Raw genomic sequence first — 24,266 nt, forward strand, 5'->3', positions numbered from 1 at the left:
AAGTAAGCCGCCGTGCATGACGATCTTGGGGCGTATTGGCCCATTCCTGTCGGCAAGGCCGCGGATCCTTGCATCACGGCTTGCGGAGCGCGGGGCACGATTGTATCTGGAGGGCTGACCCGATCTAATATCCTTTGCCGACGGAGCCCACCATGGATGTGACCGAAGACGAAAAAAGCGAAAGCTACCGTGTAACAGCAGGAGAATTGCGCCAGTTCATCGAACGGTTTGAGCGTCTGGACGCCGAGAAAAAGGACCTCGCCGAGCAGCAAAAAGAGATCATGGCAGAGGCCAAGGCCCGCGGCTATGACACCAAGGTGATCCGCAAGGTGATTGCTCTGCGCAAGCGCGACAAGGATGACATCGCCGAAGAAGAGGCCGTTCTCGAGATGTACAAAGAAGCGCTTGGCATGTGATGTGCGGGGTGTCCCTATGTGGATGTGCCGCTGAATATGTTGAGCTGAGCAGACACAGGCCCTCCGCGCGTGCGGGGGGCTTTGCTGTTTATTTCAGAGCGTTGGCTGACGCCGTAACGCCATTATGTTTTAGGTCTGTAAATTTTAAACTTGAAGTATTTTTCTACCTGACCGATATTGGCGAGAAATTGATGCCCTTTCCGCCATATCAGGAGGCCTAGATGCCCACAGTAAACGTGCAACCCGACGGCTGGAAACCAGCAAAAGGCTATGCGAATGGCATGATTGGTGAGGGGCGGATGTTGTTTGTAGGCGGTCAGATTGGCTGGAACGCGCAGCAAGAGTTCGAAACCGAAGACTTTATTGGCCAGATGACACAAGCCCTGAAAAATATCCTTGCCGTTGTGCAAGAGGCGGATGGACAGGCCAGCGATATCACCCGACTGACATGGTATGTAACCGACAAGGCAGAGTATCTGGCGCATCAATCCGAGGTTGGTGCGGCCTATCGTGCGGTGATGGGCTATCATTTCCCGGCGATGACGATGGTCGTTGTGGCGGGTCTGGTGGAAGATCAGGCCAAGATCGAAATCGAAGCCACTGCGATGCTGTCACAGTAATCACAACATCTGCACTTTGTATGCTCAAGCAGGTACATCGTTGCGACAGAAATTAGCGCCAGATCTCATCTATAAGCGAGATCTGGCAGGCATCTGCAGAAAATCACGGGTGAAGAGAAGCCTGCCTAATTTCTAAGCAGCCATGATTTAGGTTGTGTTTGCATGTGCTTATCAGCCGTTCCTTATTGGGGCGGTATTTTTTTTACCATCTTCAATTTTTTACCAGTTGATAAAAAATCAAACTGTGGCACTCTGGTTTGCATAACAAAACACATCCAGGGAGACACCCAATGGCGACCAGCCATCAGGCATCCGGCATTCAGGCAGGGCGTTTGTCCGCCTCAGAAATTGCCGATAACTTTGGAGATCTGCATCCGCAATATGAGGCGCATGAGGCGGCAGTGGCAGCGGATCGCTGCTATTTCTGCTATGACGCGCCCTGTATCAATGCATGTCCCACATCCATCGATATTCCTCAGTTTATCCGTGAAATCCAGACTGGTCACCCTGCGGCAGCGGCCAAGACCATTCTGGAGCAGAACATTCTTGGCGGTATGTGCGCGCGCGTTTGCCCGACTGAAACACTCTGCGAAGAAGCCTGCGTCCGCGAAGCAGCCGAAGGCAAGCCGGTTGAGATTGGTCGCTTGCAACGTCATGCGACCGATACACTTATGGCCAGAGGCGAGCACCCGTTTTCCCGCGCAGCTGCAACCGGCAAACGTGTTGCAGTGGTTGGGGCAGGGCCTGCGGGTCTGGCAGCGGCTCATCGTCTGGCGATGCTGGGCCATGACGTCGTGATGTATGAGGCCAAGCCCAAGGCGGGTGGCCTGAATGAATTTGGCATCGCGGCCTACAAATCCACTGAGGATTTCGCCAGCCGAGAGGTTGATTGGCTGCTTCAGATTGGCGGCATTACCATGGAACACGGCAAATCAATTGGCGCTGAGCTGTCACTTGATGCGCTGACGTCAGAGTTTGATGCAGTGTTCCTGTCTATCGGTCTTGGCGGCGTCAATGCGCTGCGGGCAGAAGGTGAGGACAAGCAGGGCGTCCGTGATGCCGTCGATTTCATTGCCGAATTGCGCCAGGCGGACGATCTGACGAGTCTGCCAGTGGGCCGCAATGTGGTGGTCATCGGTGGCGGCATGACAGCCGTTGACGCCGCGGTGCAATCCAAGTTGTTGGGTTCTGAAAACGTCACAATCGCGTATCGTCGCGGTCGCGATGCCATGGGCGCCAGCAAATTTGAACAGGATCTTGCGGCCACCAAAGGCGTGCGCCTGATGTTCAATGTCCAGCCTGTCGCCGTACATGGAAATGGTGCCTGTGCCGAGATTGAATTGGAATACACCGCCAGTGAAGGCGGTGGGCTGCGCGGAACGGGCGAGACAGTGCGCCTTGCGGCGGATCAGATCTACAAGGCGATTGGTCAGACGCTGGAGGATCAGCCCGATGCGCTGACGCTTGAAGGGCGCAAGATCAAGGTTGATGCACAAGGCCGCACCTCTGTCGCCGGGGTCTGGGCCGGAGGCGATTGTGCTTCTGGCGGAGAAGACCTCACCGTGACAGCAGTGGCCGAAGGGCGCGATGCCGCCATGGATATTCATACCAGCCTGATGGGCTAAGCCCACAGCAGGGCCAGATCCGGCCCTGCCTTGCCAGTGTAAGGAACAGACAAATGGCTGATCTAACAGCAGATTTTCTGGGGATTAAATCTCCGAACCCGTTCTGGCTCGCTTCTGCGCCGCCAACGGACAAAGAATACAACGTGCGCCGTGCGTTTGAGGCGGGCTGGGGAGGGGTAGTCTGGAAGACCCTCGGCTCCGAAGGTCCGCCCGTGGTCAACGTGAACGGCCCACGTTATGGTGCCATCTGGGGCGCGGATCGTCGGCTCCTCGGGCTCAACAATATCGAGCTGATCACCGACCGCCCGCTGGAGGTGAACCTGGAAGAAATCACCCGTGTGAAGAAAGACTACCCGGATCGCGCCATCATCGTCTCCCTGATGGTGCCCTGTGAAGAGCAGGCGTGGAAGGACATCCTGCCGCGTGTCGAAGCCACCGGGGCCGACGGCATTGAACTGAACTTCGGCTGCCCGCATGGGATGGCGGAACGTGGTATGGGCTCTGCCGTGGGGCAGGTGCCGGAATACATTCAGATGGTCACGGAATGGTGCAAGAAATACTACTCCAAACCGGTGATCGTAAAGCTGACGCCGAATATCACTGATATTCGCCAGCCTGCACGTGCGGCCAAGGCTGGCGGGGCAGATGCGGTCAGCTTGATCAACACCATTAACTCCATCGTGTCAGTAAATCTGGATGCCATGGCACCAGAGCCGACCATTGGCGACAAGGGTACACACGGCGGTTATTGCGGTCCGGCGGTGAAGCCGATCGCGCTGAATATGGTGGCCGAAATTGCCCGTTGCCCGCAAACCCATGGTCTGCCGATTTCGGCCATCGGCGGCGTTACCACCTGGCGCGACGCGGCGGAGTTCATGACCATGGGCGCTGGCAATGTGCAGGTCTGCACCGCCGCCATGACCTATGGCTTCAATGTGGTGAAGGAGATGATCTCTGGCCTGAACCAGTGGATGGACGACAAAGGCTATGACCGACTGGATGATTTCGTCGGCAAAGCTGTCCCCAATGTCACCGACTGGCAGTATCTGGACCTGAACTATATCGCCAAGGCAAAGATCAATCAGGATGATTGCATCAAATGCGGCCGCTGCTTTGCCGCTTGCGAAGACACCTCGCATCAGGCCATCGCAATGAGCGAAGACCGGGTCTTTACCGTCAAGGATGACGAATGTGTGGCCTGTAACCTCTGTGTCAATGTTTGCCCGGTCGAAGGCTGCATAACTATGGAAGAGCTGCCCGTTGGCCAGATTGATGAGCGTACCGGAAAGGTGGTCTCGGACGACTACGCCAACTGGACCACACATCCCAACAACCCGTCAGCAACTGCGGCGGAGTGATCGCGAGGCGCCGACCACGTATCTGGTCGGGCTTCTTCTCCGCTTAAGAGTATAGAAAAACGGCGCGTTCCATAGGACGCGCCGTTTCCCTTTGTTTTTAGAGAAAGTGACGTGTCAGCCCACGATTGACGGGGTGAGCATACGGCGAAACATGCGGTCCAGATGCTCTGGTGCCGCATCAAACGGATCTTCATCGCTCATCAACGTCCGCACCTGGACATCGAAATCGGCGTAGTGTTGCGTCAGGGACCAGACCGAAAACAACAGGTGTTTCGGATGGGTCGGGTTCAGCTTGCCAGCGCTCATCCAGCCTTCGATCAGATTCGCTTTTTCTTCCAGCAGAGGTTTCAGATCCTTGGACAGGGTGTCCAGCATTCGCGGCGCACCCTGCACGATCTCATTGGCAAATAGCCGACTTTCGCGTGGGAAGTCCCGGCTCATCTGCAATTTGCGCTGTACATAGGCCAGCAGTTCTTCCAGCGGATCGCCCGCAGGATCTATCGCGCGCAGCGGGTCAAGCCATGTGTCCAGAAGCCCAGACAGTAGTTCGGTGAAAATCGCTTCTTTGGAGGGGAAATAATAGAGCAGATTGGGTTTGCTTAGCCCGGCGGCTCGGGCGATCTGATCGACTGTTGCACCACGGAACCCGTGATTTGAAAATACCTCAAGTGCGGCCTCAAGAATGGTGGCGCGATTCTTTTTCTGAATGCGGGTCGGGTTGCGATCTTTGGGCATCTGTCTGTTCAGGCTCTCCGTCAGGGCTGCAAAACCGCTGCACGCCCGAATTTTGGTCAACCGGTTTGTGAGATCCGGTATTTTCTGATCTTGTTAGACGCAATTTCTTGACTGAATGTCCACCCGTGATAGCCTGAGTTTGACCAGTTGGTCAAATCATGACCAGCGTTTCAAAGCCACCGATACGGCGCAAAGCCGAATGACCTCACGCAAAGTGGGGCAACAGGGAAGGAAGCTGAGATGACGTCGCTTGGACAGAATCTGAAGATCAATAGTGACAGGCTGTGGGACAGCCTGATGGATATGGCCAAAATCGGCCCCGGCGTGGCGGGTGGCAACAATCGCCAGACCCTCACGGATGAGGATGCCAAAGGGCGCGCGCTGTTTCAGTCGTGGTGTGAGGCGGCAGGCTGCACGATGGGGCTGGACACGATGGGCAATATGTTTGCCCGGCGGGAAGGAACCGACCCCGATGCGCTGCCGGTTTATATGGGATCTCATCTGGATACGCAGCCCACAGGGGGCAAATATGACGGTGTCCTTGGGGTGTTGGGCGGGTTGGAAGTTGTCCGCACGCTCAATGATCTTGGGATCAAGACCAAACATCCGATTGTCGTGACCAATTGGACCAATGAGGAAGGCACGCGGTTTGCACCTGCGATGCTGGCATCTGGTGTTTTTGCCGGAAAACACACGCAGGACTGGGCCTACGCGCGCGAAGACGCTGACGGAAAAACATTCGGTGACGAGTTGAAGCGCATCGGCTGGGTCGGTGACGAGCAGGTTGGCGCCCGCAAGATGCACGCGATGTTTGAGCTGCATATTGAACAAGGGCCAATCCTTGAAGTGGAAAACAAGGATATCGGTGTGGTCACTCATGGTCAGGGACTGTGGTGGCTGCAATGCACCGTCACGGGCAAGGATGCGCATACCGGCTCCACCCCGATGAACATGCGGGTCAATGCGGGCTTGGGTATGGCCCGGATGACCGAGGCGGCACATCAGATCGCCATGGCCCATCAACCCCATGCCGTGGGCGCTGTTGGTCACTGCGATGTCTATCCCAATTCACGCAATGTGATCCCTGGAAAGGTGGTTTTCACCGTCGATTTCCGGTCTCCGGATTTGGAGAAACTGACCTCCATGCGGGCGCAATATGAGGTGAAGGCGAAGGAAATCGCTGATGAGCTTGGCCTTGGACTTGAGATTGAGCCGGTCGGACATTTTGATCCTGTCACCTTTGACGAGGGCTGCGTGAGCGCGGTGCGCTCCGCCGCTGAGCGGCTGGGCTATAGCCATACGGATATCGTCTCCGGCGCCGGGCATGATGCCTGCTGGATCAACGATCTGGCCCCGACCGCGATGATCATGTGTCCTTGCGTCGGAGGGCTAAGCCACAACGAGGCTGAGGATATTTCCAAGGATTGGGCCGCAGCTGGAACCGATGTGATGTTGCACGCTGTGCTGGAAACGGCGGAGATTGTCGCATAGGGGCGCTGCCCCCGTCGCGCGCTGCGCGACTTCCCCGGGATATTTGGGCCAGAAGAAGCCTTCCGGTCGGGGACAGACCGACAAGATATGATGCGGCAATGACCGCGCTCTCACAGGGAGACAGATTATGACGAAAGTCATCCGAAACGGCACCGTTGTGACCGCAGATCTGACCTATAAGGCGGATGTGCTGATCGAGAACGGTGTGATCACCGAAATCGGCCCAAACCTGAAAGGCGACGAGGAGCTGGACGCCTCTGGCTGCTACGTGATGCCGGGCGGGATCGATCCGCATACGCATTTGGAGATGCCCTTCATGGGCACCTATTCGTCGGATGATTTTGAGTCCGGCACTCGGGCGGGGTTGGCAGGTGGCACCACTATGGTGGTGGATTTTGCGCTGCCCAATCCGGGTGAGAGCCTGCTGGACGCGCTCAAGCGCTGGGACAATAAATCCACCCGTGCGAACTGCGACTACTCCTTTCACATGGCGGTGACATGGTGGGGGGAGCAGGTCTTTGACGATATGAAGACCGTCATTGAAACGCGGGGCATCAACACCTTCAAACACTTCATGGCCTATAAGGGCGCGTTGATGGTAAATGATGATGAACTGTATGCCTCCTTCCAGCGGTTGTCGGAGCTGGGCGGTATTGCCATGGTGCATGCCGAAAACGGCGATGTGGTGGCCGAATTGTCGGCCAAGCTCTTGGCGGAGGGCAACAATGGTCCCGAGGCGCATGCCTATTCCCGCCCGCCGCAGGTGGAGGGCGAGGCCACCAACCGCGCCATCATGATTGCCGATATGGCTGGCGTGCCGCTTTATGTGGTGCATACCTCCTGCGAAGACAGCCACGAGGCCATTCGCCGTGCCCGCATGCAGGGCAAACGTGTCTGGGGCGAGCCGCTCATTCAGCATCTGACACTGGATGAGAGTGAGTATTTCAACTCCGATTGGGACCATGCCGCGCGCCGAGTGATGTCGCCGCCGTTCCGCAACAAACAGCATCAGGACAGTCTTTGGGCGGGGCTTCAGTCCGGGTCGTTGTCGGTGGTGGCGACGGATCACTGCGCGTTTTCGACTGAGCAGAAACGCTATGGTGTGGGTGATTTCACGAAGATTCCCAACGGCACCGGCGGGCTGGAAGACCGGATGCCGATGCTTTGGACCCATGGGGTGGAAACAGGCCGGCTGACACCCAATGAATTTGTCGCAGTGACATCAACTAATATCGCCAAGATATTGAATTGCTATCCCAAAAAGGGCGCAGTTCTGGTTGGCGCTGATGCGGATCTCGTTGTCTGGGATCCGGCAAAGACCAAGACGATTTCGGCGGCATCGCAACAATCGGCAATTGATTACAACGTGTTTGAGGGCAAAGAGATCAAAGGTCTGCCCAGATATACCCTGACACGGGGCCATGTGGCGGTTCATGACGGGGAAATCCGTTGTCAGGAAGGCCATGGTAAATTTGTGGAACGCGAGGCCAATACCACCGTGAACAAGGCGCTATCGACCTGGAAAGATTTGACTGCGCCGCGTCCGGTGGCGCGGTCGGGCATTCCGGCGACAGGTGTGTAATTCAGGGACGGGCTGCCAGCATTGGCGGCCCGTTTTCCTGCGTGAAATTGAGGCGAAGAAATGAACATGGAAACGACCACCCAGGCCCTCCACCCCCAGGCCGCCGCTTCCGAGACCACCCTGCAATCCAGTGTCATCGAGGCGAAAGAACTTGATCTGACATTTCAGACTGGGGATGGGCCGGTTCATGCGTTGAAAGATGTGAATCTGACCATCAATAAGGGCGACTTCGTCTCCTTTATTGGCCCCTCTGGTTGTGGCAAGACCACGTTTCTGCGGTGTATCGCAGGACTGGAACAGCCCACCGGTGGCAGCTTGAGCGTTAATGGTATGACGCCGGATGAGGCACGGCGAAACCGGGCGTACGGCTATGTGTTTCAGGCCGCAGGGCTGTATCCGTGGCGCAGCATTGCCAAGAATATCAAGCTGCCGCTGGAGATCATGGGCTATTCAAAGGCGGAGCAGAACAAGCGGGTTGACCGGGTGCTTGAGCTGGTCGAGCTGGCAGGATTTGGTGGAAAATACCCGTGGCAGCTGTCAGGGGGGATGCAGCAGCGGGCAAGCATTGCGCGCGCCTTGGCCTTTGATGCCGATATTCTTTTGATGGATGAGCCTTTTGGCGCCTTGGATGAGATTGTACGAGATCATCTGAACGAGCAGCTTCTTAAACTGTGGGCGCGCACCAACAAGACTATTGGCTTTGTCACCCATTCAATCCCTGAAGCGGTTTACCTCTCGACCAAGATCGTGGTGATGTCCCCGCGTCCCGGCCGTATTCACGATGTGATTGACAGCCCTTTGCCCAAAGAGCGGCCGCTCGATATCCGCGACAGCCAGGCATTTATCGACATTGCCCACCGCGTGCGCGATGGGCTGCGTGCGGGGCATTCAGATGAGTGATTTGTACAGATTCAAGTGCGGTGCCTCAGGCGATCTGTGTGACAGCGACCTCGCCGAACCTAGGCGGATAGCGGCGGGTGCGGGAGGGTGTGGGCAATGAAAACAGCTATTGCAGTTTTGACCGTACTCGCCGTGATGGCGGCTATCTGGTACGCAGCCTGCGTGCCGATGAATATCAAGGGGGTACTGGACGGAGCCGAGCGTGCAGGCGTTGAAATCACCCCCGCCACGGCCCGAGAGCGTCGCGAAATGAGCGCGCTGGGGTTGGTGGCCGACAACAGCTTTGCGATCTCAGAGGTCTGGTCTCAGGATCGGCCGCGTCTGCCGGCCCCACATCAGGTGGCGGTAGAGCTGTGGCAGACTACCGTCGAAAAACGGATCACCTCAAAACGCAGCCTGATCTACCATGGTCAGGTTACGCTCTCTGCGACCTTGCTTGGGTTTGTGATTGGCACCGGGCTTGGCATTTTATTGGCGGTTGGGATCGTTCATTCGCGCGTGATGGACATGTCAGTGATGCCCTGGGCAATTGTAAGCCAGACCATTCCCATCATCGCCCTGGCACCAATGATTATCGTGGTGCTCTATTCAATTGGGGTGCAGGGGATCCTTCCCAAGGCGATCATCTCGGCCTATCTCAGCTTCTTTCCGGTTGTGGTTGGTATGGTCAAAGGGCTGCGCAGCCCGGATCAGATGCAGTTGGATCTGTTAAAGACCTATGGCGCAAGCACCGGTCAGGGGTTTTGGAAACTTCGGTTTCCGGCTTCGATGCCCTATCTTTTTGCCTCGCTCAAGATTGGTATCGCCGCGTCTCTTATCGGGGCTATTGTTGGCGAATTGCCCACCGGGGCTGTTGCTGGGCTTGGCGCGCGATTGCTGGCCGGCAGCTACTACGGGCAGACAGTGCAGATCTGGTCGGCGCTGTTTGCAGCAGCCATTCTGGCGGCTGTTCTGGTGGCGCTGCTTGGCTTGATCGAGCGACGTGTGCTGAAACGGATGGGGGTGCAGGCATGACAATTCGGTCGCAAGGGGGTGCTGTCATCGCGATGCAGCCATGGCTCCGCCAGGATATTTGTTCAAAGGTGAAAGAAGGAGACCGGACATGGTGATGGTCATCTTAGCGATCCTGATCTGGTGCGCAGGGTGGTGGGTCAATAGCCGCCTGGCCAATAGTGTTGCGGCTGATACCCGCGCAGTGAAACTGGCAGTGCCGATCATCTTTGGTATTGTTGTGCTGATCGTTTGGGAACTGCTGGTGCGCGGGCTTGAGGTGTCTCTCGTGATCCTGCCAGCGCCTTCTTTGATCGTGACGCGATTTGCTGCGAGCCTGCCGATCCTTTGGCAAGATTTTCAACAAACGATTTTGAAGGGCGCTCTGTCCGGTTATCTGATTGGCTGCACAGCAGCGCTGCTGATGGCGATTGCGGTTGATCGCAGTGATTTTCTGCGCCGGGGTCTATTGCCAGTGGGGAATTTTGTGGCGGCACTGCCGATTGTTGGCACTGCACCTATCCTGGTGATGTGGTTTGGATTCGATTGGCAGTCCAAGGCGGCGGTTGTTGTTGTGATGGTGTTCTTCCCGGTTCTTGTGAACACGGTTGCTGGCTTGCGCGAGACCTCAGCGATGCAGCGCGATTTGATGCAAACCTATGCGGCCAGTTATTGGCAGAGCTTTTTTAAGTTACGCTTGCCTGCTGCTTTGCCGTTCATCTTCAACGGGCTCAAGATCTCGACGACTTTGGCATTGGTTGGGGCGATTGTGGCTGAGTTCTTTGGCTCACCGACTGTCGGCATGGGCTTTCGAATCTCGACCTCGGTTGGGCAATTGGCGCTGGATATGGTCTGGGCCGAAATTTTGGTGGCAGCCCTTGCGGGGTCGGCGTTTTACGGTGTGATGGCACTGTTTGAGAAAACGCTTACTTTCTGGCATCCGTCGCAACGGGGGTAAGCTGAGGCTCTGACATGGCCTTTGTATCTTGGCTCGATGATGAAAAAACCTTGGATAACACAGGGGAATTCGCGCAGAGTTTCGCAATAACAATAGACATAACAACAGGGAGAAGACGATGAAAACATTGCTGACAGCCGCCGCCATGGCGCTGGGAACCGCATCGGTTGCACAAGCCGCTGACGAGGTGAAGTTGCAATTGAAGTGGGTGACGCAAGCCCAGTTCGCTGGCTACTATGTCGCTTTGGACCAAGGGTTCTATGAAGCGGAAAACCTGGATGTGACCATTCTGCCCGGTGGTCCGGATATTGCACCGACGCAAGTGATCGCCGGTGGCGGCGCTGATGTGACCGTTGAATGGATGCCCGCAGCCCTTGCCGCGCGTGAAAAAGGCCTGCCGCTTGTTAACATCGCCCAACCTTACAAAAGTTCGGGCATGATGCTGACCTGCTGGAAAGACACCGGTATCGCGGCACCAGAGGATCTGGCCAATCGCACACTGGGGGTTTGGTTCTTTGGCAACGAGTTCCCATTCATGAGCTGGATGAGCCAGATGGGCATTTCCACCGAAGGCAAGGGTGATAAGGGCGTTGAGGTCTTGAAGCAGGGCTTCAATGTGGATCCCTTGTTACAGCGTCAGGCGGATTGTATTTCGACCATGACCTACAACGAATATTGGCAGGTTATTGACGCCGGTGTTGCCCCAGATGAGCTGATTACCTTCAAATACGAGGATCAGGGCGTCGCGACGCTGGAGGATGGGTTGTATGTGTTGGAGGACAACCTCAGTGATCCAGCCTTTGTCGATAAGATGCAGCGCTTTGTACGCGCATCGATGAAAGGCTGGAAGTGGGCTGAGGAAAACCCGGATGACGCAGCCGAAATCGTGCTGGACAATGATGCCTCTGGTGCCCAGACCGAAGAACATCAAAAGCGCATGATGTCTGAGGTCGCCAAGCTGACTGCGGGCAGCAATGGCGCGCTGAGCGAAGAGGATTACCAGCGCACCGTGAAGACGTTGCTTGACGGCGGCTCTAGCCCGGTGATCACCAAGGAGCCTGCTGGCGCTTGGACGCATGTCATCACTGATGCTGCCCTGAACTGATTGCGAGGCGCTTAAACGATGCCCCTGTCCGCGTTAGCGGGCGGGGGCGTTTGGTTTGCAGAATGGATTTTTTAGCGCAGGTTCGCCTGCGTGTTTTCTTGCGTTATCCAGAGCGATCGACGCGCAGTATGAATTTGATTGGGCGGTCAATTTGAGAAACAGTTTAAGGGCCAAGATCATCACGGTCTGCAATGATAAAATCACCAAGAAAGGGGAAACCGTAGGCCTGTCTTTCTATGCATTCTTTGCGAACCGAAATGACGACCCTGTGCTGCTGATGGAAGCGGCGGAATGGTGGATCAAGACCCATGAATTGGACCATTTTGAAAAAGCGGTAAAGATCCGCGATATGGTCGAGGCGGGCGCCTGACGGCTAAGCCCGATCGACTTAGCTATATTTTGTCGACCGCTTGCATCGTGTCGCAGCCCCAGATCTCTACCCGGCATCCGCTGTCCGGCATTGAACGCCTTGTATCTTATCCAGTGGATACATCAGCGGGCCACTGAGACCGGCGTTGGGACCTTCTTGCAGGGGAAGCAAGATCCAGCCCCCGCTTTAACGTATGGGCCCTGCCTGTGAGGACCGAAATCACGTCAGGCGGAAGGAGACGACACTCTTTCTTATCTGGCGGTGCATTGTCGGTGCCGTCATGGATCAGCCTTTGAGGCGCTGATTTCCAACATGTGCGTCACCAGCGCGATATGAACACGGCGAGAACCAAGATCGGAACAGAACTCTTGGCAGGAACCGGGTCGTTATAAGGGATAAATGACAGTTAAAAGTTGAGTCTAATTTTTGATTACACGTTACAGGTAGAGAATCCGTGGTAGTCTGAAATTATCAAACGATGGGGCGTATTGGCTGTGGTTTGGTTCTCAATCCGAAAGGATAGGCCATGACTATCTGGGAAAATGTGCAACTAAGTCTTCGGTCTCAGCCCGGAGCGCAAGAGCTGCTAGATCGCAGGCAAACCGTCCGGGTGTCCCATCCTGGGTCTTCCTATCGGCGGTATAACCCGGAGAGCGATGTACGCTGGCCGCTGGCCGCATTGTGCGCGGCTGCCACGGCACGAAGAGTGCAACAGACCAAAAACGAGGAACTTCAACCAGAGCGCATTGATCAGGTATTGGTGCTGCATGACGCCCAGACGCGGGCGCGGCTAATTGGCTTGCAGGATCGTGTCTCCGTGTCGGGAATGAATGTCACTGTTGCTGCAACCAGCGGGTTGGAACGGGCAGGCCATGCGGACCTTCTGCATGCGGTTTCTGATGGGTTCGACTGGGTGTTGCTTGAGGCGGCGGAAGAAAAAAATGCACGGCTTGCGCAGCTGCGGGAGATGGAACTGGCGGCGTGCCTTGGGCTGGAAGAGCGCGTGGCGCTATTCCATTCCGTGGCGCATCTTGAACAGTTGTTGTCAGAGGGCATCGGACAGTTGCCTGAGATCACACATCGTAGCGAAGACGCCAAAGGCATTGCCAAGCCGTCTCATCGGCGCGAAGCGATTCAATTGTTTGCCAGTGTCACTTTGGCAGAGACAGCGGATGTCGTCGCGCTACCGCAGGATGCACCCTATGGGGGTATTGAAATCACTGGGGATTGTACCTTGTGTCAGGCCTGTACCTGGGTGTGCCCGACCAGCGCATTGATTGGTACAGAAAACGGAAGTGGTCTTGATTTTGTTGAAGCGGATTGCATGCAATGCGGGCTGTGTGTTTCGGTGTGCGGACAAAACGCACTGAGTTTGGTGCCGCGCTTAGAGATCTGTCGCGATCGGCTACCTGTTTCCCTGACACATCCAAGTTTTTGTTGGTCAGACGGGATGTCCGGTTCTGGTGCGATTGATCAGCTTGGCCGCGATGGGGCGGCCATCGGGACAGATACAACGGGCGGCTTAGAGAGCGTTGATGCAGGGCCCTTGCACCGACCTCTGCCAGCAGCCGGTACCCATGATTGCAGACGCATCAAGGATCACGACCATGATGGGCCTGATGATTGGCCAAAGGACGGGGCAGGGCGCTGGTCTGAGGAGGCCGTCAGCGGTATCCCAGATGAAGAGCCTGCATCCCTTGGGCGAGCTCAGCAAAACTCCAGGCAGAGAAGCGATCTGCTGCCCGATTGCACGCGCCTATTGTCGCTGTTTGGAGTGACGCGAGAAGATAAACTATCTTAGCTGGTATTGGTTGCGATCCAAAGTGAGGCAGATTTCGAAACTCAGCTTTGCTCTAGAAACCCACCGTATTGGCCACGTTTGAAGATCAACCCCTTGCCTGGTCGACTGGTGGTGCGCAGGACGGCGCCAATCAAAATGCTATGATCACCGCCATCATGACAAGCGTGCTGCTTGCAGTCGAACCGGGCAATCACATCCGGCAGCACAGGTATTCCCTGGTCATTCTGGGCATTCGGCACACATGAGAAATCCTCGCCATTGCGGGCAAACTGCATTGCCATATCCAACTGATCCTCCGCCATCACGTGAATGGCAAAATGGGAGGCGGTAACAAAGGGATCGTGGCGTTTGGATTGACGTGCCGGGCACCACAGCAAAAGCGGCGGATCCATTGAGACAGAGGTGAAACTATTGGCGGTAATTGCCAGTGGCCCGCGCTCAGTGCGGGTTGTGACCACAGTGACACCGGTTCCAAAACATCCCAAGGCATCGCGATAGGCCCGCAGGCTGTCGGGGCCAGGGATAAAGCTTGTTTCAGACATGTCGCGCGCCTTTGATCCGTTCTGGTTGCTGGTGCCATGCAAAACCTGCAATGTCCACCAGGTTCCAATGTGGCACGCAAAGCTTCAAAAACCAGAGAGGATTGAAAACAGGCTCACATTTCTGCGAGCCTGCCCGATCTTATAGGTTTTTCAACAACACGCTTTGGTTGATATTGGCGATATTCATCGCCATCAGGTGGTTGCAACACTCACAACTTTTTGTAGAGACGTTGCAATATGATCAATCTCGCCCATCGCGTCGACTCGTTGTAGCACGCCCTTACCATCGTAATAGCTGATCAAAGGGGCTGTCTGTGCATGATAGGCTGCCAGGCGGCTGCCTACGGTTTCAGCGTTATCATCCGCGCGACGGGTCATTTCCGTGCTGCCACAGCGATCACAAGTACCAGCAACGCGCGGCTGTTTGAACTGATCGTGATAGCCTTCGCCGCAGCCGCCACAGGTGTAGCGGCCAGCAACACGGGCCACCATAGCGGCGTCATCCACCTCAAGACTGACTGCGGCGTTGATCTGCTGACCCGATTCCGCCAGCAGCCGGTCCAGTGCTTCGGCCTGCACCGTGGTGCGGGGGAACCCGTCAAGGATCACGCCCTTGGCGCAGTCCGGTTCAGCCAGCCGGTCGCGAAGGATGTTGATCACGATCTCATCGCTGACCAGCTCGCCGGCCTCCATTACTGCCTTCGCCGTAAGACCGGCAGGTGTGCCAGCAGCCACTGCCGCCCGCAACAGATCGCCGGTCGACAGTTGCACAAGGCCGAACCCTTGTTCCAATTTGCGCGCTTGCGTCCCTTTGCCGGCACCAGGAGGGCCGAGCAGGATCAAAACAGCGGGGCGGGTAAGAACTGCGGTGTCCATATCGGCAATCATCCTTTGTCGGCTCGGTTTGCGATCAGATCATCGACTACTGAGGGATCAGCCAATGTCGAGGTGTCACCAAGCGCGCCAAAATCATTCTCAGCAATCTTTCGCAAGATTCGGCGCATAATCTTGCCTGAGCGAGTCTTGGGCAGGCCGGGCGCCCATTGGATCACATCCGGGGAGGCAATCGGGCCGATCTCGGTACGCACCCATGCGCGTAACTCTTTCAATAGATCATCCGATGGCTCGCGGTCGTTCATTAGCGTGACATAGCAATAAATACCTTGCCCCTTGATGCTATGCGGGTAGCCGACCACGGCTGCCTCCGCCACGGCGGCATGGGCGACCAGCGCGCTTTCGACCTCGGCTGTGCCCATACGGTGGCCGGAGACATTGATTACGTCATCGACGCGGCCAGTGATCCAATAGTCGCCATCCGCATCGCGACGGCAGCCGTCGCCGGTGAAGTAGTAGCCTTTGTAGTCTGAGAAATACGTCTTCTCGAACCGCTCATGGTCACCCCAGACAGAGCGCATCTGGCCGGGCCAGCTGTCCTTGATGCACAGAACGCCCTCAACGCCATTGCCCTCGATCTCTTCGCCCGATTGGGGGTCAAGCACAACAGGGGCCACACCAAAGAAGGGCTTCATCGCGGCTCCGGGTTTTGTCGCATGGGCACCGGGCAGCGGGGTCATCAGATGGCCACCAGTTTCGGTCTGCCACCAAGTATCGACAATGGGGCATTTACCTTTGCCGACGACATCATTGTACCAGGTCCAGGCCTCGGGATTGATCGGCTCGCCCACGGTGCCAAGGGTGCGCAGGGAGGACAGGTCGCATTTTTCGACCCATTCATTGCCCTGACCCATCAGCGCGCGCAATGCCGTGGGTGCCGTGTAGAACTGCGTTACCTGATGTTTGTCACAGACCTGCCAGAACCGGCTGGCATCGGGGAAGGTTGGCACGCCTTCAAACATCAGCGTGGTGGCACCATTGGCCAGCGGGCCGTAGACGATATAGCTATGACCGGTCACCCAGCCGACATCTGCCGTGCACCAGTAGATATCGCCGTCATGGTAATCAAAGGTGATCTCATGCGTCATTGCCGCATAGGTCAGGTAGCCGCCCGTGGTATGGACAACGCCCTTGGGCTGGCCGGTGGAGCCGGAGGTGTAGAGGATGAACAGCGGATCTTCTGCGTTCATCTCAGCGGGTTTGGAGTAGTCGTTCGCCTCCAGCGCCATCTCGTTGTAGTCGTAGTCGCGCCCGTCCACCCAGGTCGTCTGGCCGCCGGTGCGTTTGACCACCAGACATTTCACAGTGTCCTTGGTGTGCAGGAGTGCGGCGTCGGCGTTGGATTTCAGCGGGGTCTTGCGGCCACCGCGGGGGGCCTCATCCGCGGTGATGAGGACCTTGGCATCGCAGCCATTGACCCGTGCCGCGAGCGCGTCGGGGGAGAAGCCGGCAAAAACAATGGAGTGAATTGCGCCGATGCGGGCACAGGCCAGCATCGCATAGGCCGCTTCGGGGATCATCGGCAGGTAGATCACGACCCGGTCACCCTTGCGCACGCCCATAGTCTCTAGCACGTTGGCCATGCGACAGACGTGCGTATGCAATTGCTTGTAAGTTATATGCTGTGCTGGCTCATCCGGGCTGTCAGGTTCCCAGATGATTGCGGTCTGCTCGCCGCGTGTCTCAAGATGGCGGTCGACGCAGTTGGCAGCGACATTCAGCGTGCCATCAGTATACCAGTTGATTGAAACATTTCCGAGGGTGAAATTGACGTCTTTCACCTGTGTGAAAGGCTTGATCCAGTCGATCCGCTCGGCCTGCTGACGCCAGAAACCCTCAGGGTCCTGCATAGATGCAGCGTACATCTCATCATATTGTGTGGCATTGACATGGGCGCGTGCAACCGTCTCCTTTGACGGTGCGTAGGCTTTGCTGTCGCTCTCCTGGGTCATGCTGGTGTCCCTCCCTCCAGTCTAGTCTCGGATTGGCACACCACAGCGCATGGCCTCATGTGTCAAACCTTTTCCGTCCTCCAGAGTGATAATACCGACGCTTGAAAATAAGGAAATAAGTGTCCAAAGAATAAGGATTTACCTGTAAATCAATTTCCGGGACATGTATGTATTAGTAAAAAATACCCGTTGATGAGATTTTTTTGATATTTTTATCAAAGCATTGCCTGTAAATTGATCGCCCTGTGTTTGACAGTTCGGATATCAAAGTCGCGCTATGCTGGCGCTATCGCCAACCTGCGACTGGCATCATGGCCTGCGGCAAACTGTGTCAGGTCGGCTGATTAATAGTTATCCGCAACCGCCGTGACCATTGCATAGGTATTGTGGTAGTCTTGCGAACCTTGCGCCAACCTTATGAATTTTGTGCCCATCCCGCACGCGGACGTTGCGGGGTTGGCAGCGCGCTGGCTTGGCGCTAGCGTGGGGCCAGATGCCTGCAACCTCGCGGTCCCACATGTCATGAACGAACTGTGGCATGACACCCAGCAATGCTGGGTAGACATAGGGCGCACGGGGGGACAAAGGCAAAAACTGGGAGGAAATCATGAAGACTTATCTAACCGCCGCAACTGCGGCGATTGCGGGCCTGTCCATTGCAGGCAGCGCAGCAGCGACAGAATGGAATGTCTCTGTCTGGGGCAAACGTCGGGCTTTCACCGAACATGTGGAAAAGCTGGCTGAACTGGTCTCGGAAAAGACTGGCGGCGAATTCACCCTGAATGTCAGTTACGGCGGCCTGTCCAAGAATAAGGAGAACCTCGACGGGATTTCCATTGGTGCTTTCGAGATGGCGCAGTTCTGCGCGGGCTACCACCGCGACAAGAACCCATCGATCACCGTTCTGGAACTGCCGTTCCTTGGCGTGAATAATCTTGAGGAAGAGGTTGCAGTTAGCCACGCCGTCTATGCGCACCCCGCGGTGCAAAAGGATCTGGCGCGCTGGAATGCCAAGCTGCTGATGACCTCTCCTATGCCGCAGTACAATCTGGTCGGAACCGGCGATCCGCGTGATGAGCTTGCCGAGTTCAAAGACATGCGCGTGCGCGCAACCGGCGGTATCGGCAAGGCGTTTTCGGCAGTTGGTGCGGTGCCAACTTCTGTGACCGCGACCGAGGCTTATAATGCGATGGAATCCGGCGTGGTGGACACAGTGGCGTTTGCCCAGCACGCACACCTCAGCTTTGGGACCATCAACAAGGCCGATTGGTGGACCGCAAACCTGAATCCCGGCACCGTGAATTGCCCCGTTGTGGTCAATACCGATGCCTATGATGCCCTAAGTGACGCTGAGCGTGCGGCGCTCGACAGCTCTGTTGATGAGGCAATCGCCCATTATCTGGAAAACTACGCGGCTTTGCTGACCAAATGGGATACCGTGCTGGAAGAGAAAGGTGTGGAGAAAGTCGAGATCTCTGACGCACAACTGGCAGAGTTCCGCAAAGTTGCGGCTGATCCGATCCGGGAACAGTGGATTGCGGATATGAGCGCGCAGGGTCTTCCGGCGCAGGAGCTTTATGACCTAGTGCAGAAAACCCTGAGCGACGTGCGCTCGGGCAGCTGATCATTAGAAAATTGAAACAGGGGCTGGCGGATTCGAGCCGGCCCCTTTTGCATATCACGACGGAACTGATGGGGGCAGGGTATGGCAAGCGGCGCAGCTGTGCTGGAGGACGGCAGTCTGATCAGCAGGGTCGACAGGGGTCTGTTGAAACTGGAACGCATATTGGCGCTGGTCAGCGGGCTGGCAGTATTTTCACTGATGATGCTTGCGGTGGTCTCTGTTGGTGGCCGAAACGCCTTCAACGCGCCATTGCCGGGGTATGTGGATTGGATCGAGCAAGCCATGCCGTTGATTGCCTTTATGGGCGTCTCCTTTGTGCAGCGTGACGGCAGTCATATCCGTATGGATCTGGTGATTTCATCGCTTCGCGGGCGCGCGCTGTGGTTGTTTGAGCTGATCTCGGTTCTTTTGATCTTGGTCCTGATGCTGGCACTGCTCTGGGGCAGCTGGTCGCATTTTCTCCGATCGTTTGATTTTGCGGCACCATTGTGGAGCCGCGATAGCTCTATCGACATCGGCCTGCCGATCTGGCCCGCCAAATTGCTGGCGCCGGTTGCCTTTGGCGTGCTGTGCCTGCGTTTGATGCTACAGGTTTGGGGGTATGGCCGTGCACTGGTGCTGGGCCTTGCAAGCCCGGCGGCGGTACCGCTGGTCCAAAGTGCAGCTGAGCAGGCCGCGGCTGAGGCAGAACATCTCGGGGGCGTCTCTGTCGCCACCAGCGACCGCGACTGAAGGGGCAGGAAACATGGAACCCATTGAAATTGGCCTTTGGGTCAGCGGCTTTCTTCTGGCGACGGTCCTATTGGGAATGCGCGTTGCCTTTGCGGCCGGTTTGGCCGGGCTTGTTGGTCTGATCTGGATATTTTGGGCTAAGTTTGGCTATGATCCGGCGCGTTTTATCAAAGCATTGACCATTGCGGTCAAAACCGCCGGTCAAGTCCCCCATTCCAAGGTCTCAAGTCAGGCACTGAGCCTTATTCCGACCTTCATCCTGATCGGCTATCTCGCCTATTATGCAGGGCTGACCAAAGCACTGTTCGAGGCCGCCAAACGCTGGCTGGCCTGGGTTCCGGGCGGGCTTGCCGTTTCAACTGTCTTTGCCACGGCAGGCTTTGCGGCGGTCTCTGGCGCCTCGGTTGCGACCTCTGCGGTCTTTGCCAGGATCGCCATCCCGGAGATGCTGGCCATCGGTTATGATAAACGTTTTGCGGCGGGCGTTGTGGCGGCTGGCGGCACGCTTGCGTCGCTGATCCCACCTTCGGCAATTCTGGTGATCTATGCGATCATCGTAGAGCAGGATGTCGGAAAACTGCTATTGGCGGGGTTCATCCCGGGCGCATTCTCGGCACTGGTCTATGCGCTGCTGATCATTGGCATGGCGGTGACGATCAAAGGGTTCGGACCGCCGGTGCGCGGTTTTACCTGGCGTGAACGGTTGGTGTCCCTGCCACCCGCACTGCCGATCCTTTTCGTGGTCGCGACGATTATTCTGTTTGTTTACAACCCTTTTGGGGGTGCCGCCTGGGGTACCCCCACCGAAGGTGGCGCGATCGGGGCCTTTGTGGTCTTTCTGATGGCGCTGTTTCGGGGCATGCGGTGGGCACAGCTGAAGGATGCGTTGCTGGAAACTGCAAAATTGTCGGTGATGATCTTTACCATTATCTGGGGCGTATTGGTTTATGTGCGGTTTCTGGGCTTTGCTGAACTGCCCGCGGCGTTTTCCGACTGGATCACTTCGCTGACACTGTCGCCCATGCTGATCCTCGTCTGCATCCTCTTGGCCTATGCCGTGCTGGGCATGTTTATGGATGCCATCGGGATGTTGCTCTTGACCCTGCCGGTGGTCTACCCGGCTGTCATGGCATTGAATGGCGGTGAGTATGTTTCGGCAGCGGAAAGCACATTTGGCATGTCTGGGCCGATGTGTGCGATCTGGTTTGGCATTCTGGTGGTGAAAATGGCCGAGTTTTGCCTGATCACACCGCCCATCGGGCTCAACTGCTTTGTGGTCGCAGGTGTCCGCGATGATCTGACGGTTCAGGATGTGTTCAAAGGCGTCACGCCCTTTTTCATCGCCGATGGCATTACCATCGCCCTTCTGGTGGCCTTTCCAGCAATTGTTCTCTGGTTGCCAAGCCTGGCGTGAGTGATGATGAGCGAAGGTCCATTATAACGCCTGCGGATGCGTAACTCAGGTATTATACGCGTATTCGCGGGCGCTTTGCGGTGATGCTATACACAAGTTATTAAGCGTGGCCGCGTTGCTTTCGAATATTGCGGTATGTGCCGCCTTGTCCGGTACGAATGACAGCGCCATTTCGAGCCAGCTGTCATAGTCCGACGCGAGGTTCAGAACCGGCCAGTCGCGGCCCCAAACCAGACGATGCGAACCGAACTGTGCTATCAAGTGATCAATGTAGGGGTGATATCCGATCTGGCCCAGTCCTCACCTGCGTCGGTTAAGAGCCCAGGCAATGTGCAATACGCATCGCTGTCTTGTGCAATCAAAGCAATGTCATTGGCCCAGATATCAAATGCGCCGGGTGCGAGATCTGGTTGGGCCCCGTGGTCAGCGACCGTTTGCAATTGAGGATGGCGCTGCAACAGAAGTCGAAGCCTTGGAAGGTGCCGCGGAAGCGCCGGTGTATCAAAGATCAGATTATGTTTCACCATTGCGTCGAACGCTGAGGTGAGGCGCGGATCGAGCATCCAGTCGTCGTCGGGAATACCTTGGATCATCGGTCGCAATCCGACTGGTTTCGGGTGTTTGGCTTGTCGCGCAATGTCATCCGCAGCGCCGTGTCCTGCGAAATCAACCCATCCGACAACGCCTAGGGCAGATGGTGTTTCGTCAGCCAAGGATAGCAAAAACTCTGTTTCAGCATTTGGCGGGGCGGCCTGTACAAGGATCGTTCTGCCGACCCCATTGCGGGAGAACAGTGGCGCAAGATCACCAGGCAAGAATTCGCGATAGAGAATGGTCAGTTCAGGTGACAGCCAACCGTAATCGCTGCGATCTGGTTTCCAGAAATGGTGATGCGCCTTAACTATCATTGTCCGATCACGCCTTTCTTCAGGATGATATTTCCGTACGGACGGGCTTGCCTAGTCTGGACGATTGCAAAAGCGGATTTGGCGCGATCATAGAAAGGAAAGCGTTCTAGGTGCCTAAGGGGGCAGGGGTGTCCGCTATGTCCGTTACGATCGTTTGAAACTCTGTGACAATTGGCGGTACGGCATCGGGGGGGCTTTGTTGCACAAATCGGATGACGGGCAGACTTCCCCTTTCCCCGGACGGACTTATCCTACAGCCTGTGTGACAGGTGTGCCAAGAGCAGTGTAGCGATTGAGCACGGCAACACGGATCTGGATTTCCGCGACCTGCCGTTCGAAGTCGCGCGCCATCAAAGATTGGCGCAGGCGTTTCACACAATGCATCTTGGTCTCGACGCGACTTTTGCGGTGGTACCCACTCCACCGTTTCCAGATGGTTCGACAGAGATAGCGTGAGGCATTGATCGCATCGTTGCGAGCGACGGCCCCGGCGCTGGCGGGTTTCCACGGCTTGGTGTTTTTTCGTGGCGGTATGACGGCGTTGGCATTGCGAGCGGCAATCGCGTCGTGGCATTTGCACGTGTCGTAAGCCCCTTCGGCAGTGACTGATCCGATGGTCTGGTCGGGTGAAATTTGATCGATTAGCTCTGGCAGCATCGGCGCGTCGCCGATATTGCTGGTCGTGACTTCGACCGCCCGTATCTCCAGCGTTTCCTCATCAATCCCCATATGTATCTTACGCCAAATCCGGCGTTTGGCGCCGCCGTGCTTGCGCGCGTTCCATTCGCCTTCACCCTCGGATTTGATACCTGTACGATCGATCAGCAGGTTCAGGGGGCCAGTGCCTCCGCTATAGGACAGGCTGACATTCAGTGCCTTTGCGACGTGCCAGCCTGACCGCAGACATGCTGGCAGCCTTGGAAACCGCATTGACCGAGGCTTATGATAGTATGCCGCTTGGGTCTCAGATCGTGCCATTTCCAGAGGCGGCTGATACCGACATGGATGCTCTGGCGCGTGGGTTCCGTGGTAAGCGTGGCCGGGTTCTGTTGCGGGAAAGCGTGGCGATCACGGCGGCAGGTGGTCCAGCACCGGCGCAAGACTGGAAGGCGTCGGGCGTGACCCCGGATATGCAGAAAAGCATGTCTCTGGAAACGCTCGAAAGCGCACGGCAATCTATCAGCAACGCTTATGGGGTTCTGCCCGCCCTTGCCAATGCCAGCACTACCGGTCCGATGGTGAGGGAAGCGCAACGCCACCTAGCCCAATGGACCTTGCAGCCGATCTGCGCCTTACTGGCAGAGGGAGCCCAAAACAAGCTGGGCAACTCCGTGACCATTGACGTTATGCGCCCCTTACAAGCCTTTGACGCTGGCGGACGTGCGCGCGCTGCGGCTGGCATCATTCAAGCACTGGCAATGGCAAAGGAAGCGGGCGTGGACCCGTCGCAAGCATTGGCGCTGGTCGATTGGGATGGGTGGGCGTCTAACACCGACTTTTGTGCACCGCTACCCAATCAACAGATGCATGGTACATCATCCCGCAAGCTGCATTGGGACACTCTGCGGGTGGGAAAGGCGATGCTGTGAATGGGTCAATATATGAATCGTAGTTTTCGGTGCAGAAAGCGCAGCCGTCACGGTGAGCGCCAAGTTGGCTGATACGTCCGAACTCGTGGCCAGAGGCTGTCAGAATGCGCTTGGCACGATCTATCGTAAAATCTGCGCGCCATAGTGTTAGATAATGTGCCTCTAGCGGTTTCAGCGTGCCCTTCTCGGACAACTCACTTGCGGCCCGCTTGGACATGAAGGCGTTCGACCTGATCCCAAACGCTTTCTTTTCTTCTTTGCTCAGTTGCTCCCCGTCTTTTCGATGTGACAGAGCCACAGCTTTGAACCCTTCAGCCATGCAGCGATAGATAGCGGCCTCAATAGAGGGCTTCACAGACGGTATTAGCAAGCCTAAGTGCTCGAATGCTCCATCAATAGCGTCGCTGGTGATCGTATCGGGGTTGAAAGTCAGTTTTCGTTTTGGGGAGGCAGGTGCTTGCACACTTCGGGTATTAGTTTGCACGGTAGCCGGTGAACTCGATTCTTCATCCTTACTCGGTGTTCCGAACAGACATTCTAAAAGCGCCTTAAACATAACAATGCCCTTCGATGCGCAAATCAGAACCAAGCGTAGCATCAACCTGCCGGGAAATCAGACTTGGGCCAACAGATGAATCACGTCGGGCGCAATCAGTTGTT

21 protein-coding genes and 2 pseudogenes are annotated in these 24,266 nt (G+C 56.4%); 16 read left to right on the top strand and 7 right to left on the bottom strand.

Annotated elements, in window-relative coordinates; translation table 11 throughout:
• Positions 1-152: 152 nt before the first annotated feature.
• From PhaeoP97_RS06320 to preA, 4 genes are all read left to right on the top strand, one after another.
• A complete protein-coding gene (locus tag PhaeoP97_RS06320) occupies positions 153-416 on the top strand; it encodes a DUF2312 domain-containing protein (protein WP_072504357.1) in 264 nt (87 codons plus the stop codon).
• Positions 417-637: 221 nt separating this feature from the next.
• Positions 638-1,036 (top strand): RidA family protein, encoded by a 399-nt coding sequence (locus tag PhaeoP97_RS06325; RefSeq protein WP_072504358.1) that lies wholly within the window; start codon positions 638-640, stop codon positions 1,034-1,036.
• Between the two features lie 290 nt (positions 1,037-1,326).
• Positions 1,327-2,661 carry an NAD(P)-dependent oxidoreductase gene (locus tag PhaeoP97_RS06330; RefSeq protein ID WP_072504359.1) on the top strand — a complete coding sequence of 445 codons (1,335 nt, stop codon included), beginning with the start codon at positions 1,327-1,329 and terminating at the stop codon, positions 2,659-2,661.
• A gap of 53 nt (positions 2,662-2,714) precedes the next feature.
• On the top strand, positions 2,715-4,019 hold the full coding sequence (preA, locus tag PhaeoP97_RS06335; protein ID WP_072504360.1) for an NAD-dependent dihydropyrimidine dehydrogenase subunit PreA: 1,305 nt from the start codon (positions 2,715-2,717) through the stop codon (positions 4,017-4,019).
• 114 nt (positions 4,020-4,133) lie between these two features.
• Here the strand turns inward: preA and PhaeoP97_RS06340 are convergent, their stop codons facing one another.
• Positions 4,134-4,754, bottom strand: a complete 621-nt coding sequence (locus PhaeoP97_RS06340; protein WP_072506335.1) for a TetR family transcriptional regulator C-terminal domain-containing protein — start codon at positions 4,752-4,754, stop codon at positions 4,134-4,136.
• Positions 4,755-4,994: 240 nt separating this feature from the next.
• Here PhaeoP97_RS06340 and PhaeoP97_RS06345 point away from each other — a divergent pair, with 240 nt between their 5' ends.
• The 8 genes from PhaeoP97_RS06345 (at position 4,995) to PhaeoP97_RS06380 (ending at position 13,951) form a co-directional block, all read left to right on the top strand.
• Complete coding sequence (locus PhaeoP97_RS06345; protein WP_072504361.1) at positions 4,995-6,245, top strand: Zn-dependent hydrolase; 1,251 nt, start codon at positions 4,995-4,997, stop codon at positions 6,243-6,245.
• Between the two features lie 127 nt (positions 6,246-6,372).
• Positions 6,373-7,827, top strand: a complete 1,455-nt coding sequence (gene hydA, locus PhaeoP97_RS06350) for a dihydropyrimidinase (RefSeq protein WP_072504362.1) — start codon at positions 6,373-6,375, stop codon at positions 7,825-7,827.
• Between the two features lie 60 nt (positions 7,828-7,887).
• Complete coding sequence (locus PhaeoP97_RS06355) at positions 7,888-8,727, top strand: ABC transporter ATP-binding protein (RefSeq protein WP_072504363.1); 840 nt, start codon at positions 7,888-7,890, stop codon at positions 8,725-8,727.
• 96 nt (positions 8,728-8,823) lie between these two features.
• Positions 8,824-9,741: an ABC transporter permease gene (locus tag PhaeoP97_RS06360; RefSeq protein WP_072504364.1), complete on the top strand. Its 918-nt coding sequence runs from the start codon at positions 8,824-8,826 to the stop codon at positions 9,739-9,741.
• Between the two features lie 88 nt (positions 9,742-9,829).
• Positions 9,830-10,675: an ABC transporter permease gene (locus PhaeoP97_RS06365; RefSeq protein ID WP_072504365.1), complete on the top strand. Its 846-nt coding sequence runs from the start codon at positions 9,830-9,832 to the stop codon at positions 10,673-10,675.
• 118 nt (positions 10,676-10,793) lie between these two features.
• On the top strand, positions 10,794-11,780 hold the full coding sequence (locus tag PhaeoP97_RS06370) for an ABC transporter substrate-binding protein (RefSeq protein WP_072504366.1): 987 nt from the start codon (positions 10,794-10,796) through the stop codon (positions 11,778-11,780).
• Positions 11,781-11,931: 151 nt separating this feature from the next.
• Positions 11,932-12,150 carry a DUF6500 family protein gene (locus PhaeoP97_RS06375; RefSeq protein WP_072506336.1) on the top strand — a complete coding sequence of 73 codons (219 nt, stop codon included), beginning with the start codon at positions 11,932-11,934 and terminating at the stop codon, positions 12,148-12,150.
• 526 nt (positions 12,151-12,676) lie between these two features.
• On the top strand, positions 12,677-13,951 hold the full coding sequence (locus PhaeoP97_RS06380) for a 4Fe-4S dicluster domain-containing protein (RefSeq protein ID WP_237028986.1): 1,275 nt from the start codon (positions 12,677-12,679) through the stop codon (positions 13,949-13,951).
• 41 nt (positions 13,952-13,992) lie between these two features.
• Here the strand turns inward: PhaeoP97_RS06380 and PhaeoP97_RS06385 are convergent, their stop codons facing one another.
• From PhaeoP97_RS06385 to acs, 3 genes are all read right to left on the bottom strand, one after another.
• Positions 13,993-14,493, bottom strand: a complete 501-nt coding sequence (locus PhaeoP97_RS06385; RefSeq protein ID WP_072506337.1) for a flavin reductase family protein — start codon at positions 14,491-14,493, stop codon at positions 13,993-13,995.
• Between the two features lie 192 nt (positions 14,494-14,685).
• Positions 14,686-15,369: an adenylate kinase gene (locus PhaeoP97_RS06390; RefSeq protein ID WP_072506338.1), complete on the bottom strand. Its 684-nt coding sequence runs from the start codon at positions 15,367-15,369 to the stop codon at positions 14,686-14,688.
• 8 nt (positions 15,370-15,377) lie between these two features.
• A complete protein-coding gene (acs, locus tag PhaeoP97_RS06395; protein ID WP_072504367.1) occupies positions 15,378-17,339 on the bottom strand; it encodes an acetate--CoA ligase in 1,962 nt (653 codons plus the stop codon).
• A 607-nt stretch (positions 17,340-17,946) separates the two neighbouring features.
• Between acs and PhaeoP97_RS06400 the strand changes: the two genes are divergently transcribed.
• The 3 genes from PhaeoP97_RS06400 to PhaeoP97_RS06410 all read left to right on the top strand — a co-directional run bounded on the left by PhaeoP97_RS06400 (position 17,947) and on the right by PhaeoP97_RS06410 (position 21,109).
• Complete coding sequence (locus tag PhaeoP97_RS06400) at positions 17,947-18,963, top strand: C4-dicarboxylate TRAP transporter substrate-binding protein (RefSeq protein ID WP_072504368.1); 1,017 nt, start codon at positions 17,947-17,949, stop codon at positions 18,961-18,963.
• A gap of 81 nt (positions 18,964-19,044) precedes the next feature.
• Complete coding sequence (locus PhaeoP97_RS06405) at positions 19,045-19,695, top strand: TRAP transporter small permease subunit (RefSeq protein WP_072504369.1); 651 nt, start codon at positions 19,045-19,047, stop codon at positions 19,693-19,695.
• A gap of 13 nt (positions 19,696-19,708) precedes the next feature.
• Complete coding sequence (locus PhaeoP97_RS06410) at positions 19,709-21,109, top strand: TRAP transporter large permease (protein WP_072504370.1); 1,401 nt, start codon at positions 19,709-19,711, stop codon at positions 21,107-21,109.
• A gap of 45 nt (positions 21,110-21,154) precedes the next feature.
• Here the strand turns inward: PhaeoP97_RS06410 and PhaeoP97_RS20770 are convergent.
• From PhaeoP97_RS20770 to PhaeoP97_RS06425, 3 genes and pseudogenes are all read right to left on the bottom strand, one after another.
• Positions 21,155-22,017 (bottom strand): annotated as a pseudogene (locus PhaeoP97_RS20770) (amidohydrolase family protein).
• Entirely contained in the window at positions 22,014-22,226 is a 213-nt protein-coding gene (locus PhaeoP97_RS20840) for an RbsD/FucU domain-containing protein (RefSeq protein ID WP_083570422.1), read from the bottom strand. The pseudogene PhaeoP97_RS20770 and the gene PhaeoP97_RS20840 overlap by 4 nt, the downstream one beginning before the upstream one ends.
• A gap of 37 nt (positions 22,227-22,263) precedes the next feature.
• Positions 22,264-22,866, bottom strand: a pseudogene (locus PhaeoP97_RS06425) (IS5 family transposase); the annotation flags it as partial.
• Positions 22,867-22,922: 56 nt separating this feature from the next.
• On the opposite strand from PhaeoP97_RS06425, the gene PhaeoP97_RS06430 reads away from it, so the two are divergent.
• Positions 22,923-23,606 carry a phage portal family protein gene (locus PhaeoP97_RS06430; protein WP_072504372.1) on the top strand — a complete coding sequence of 228 codons (684 nt, stop codon included), beginning with the start codon at positions 22,923-22,925 and terminating at the stop codon, positions 23,604-23,606.
• The last annotated feature ends 660 nt before the right edge of the window (positions 23,607-24,266 follow it).

It is taken from the genome of Phaeobacter porticola (assembly GCF_001888185.1).
GTDB lineage: Bacteria > Pseudomonadota > Alphaproteobacteria > Rhodobacterales > Rhodobacteraceae > Phaeobacter > Phaeobacter porticola.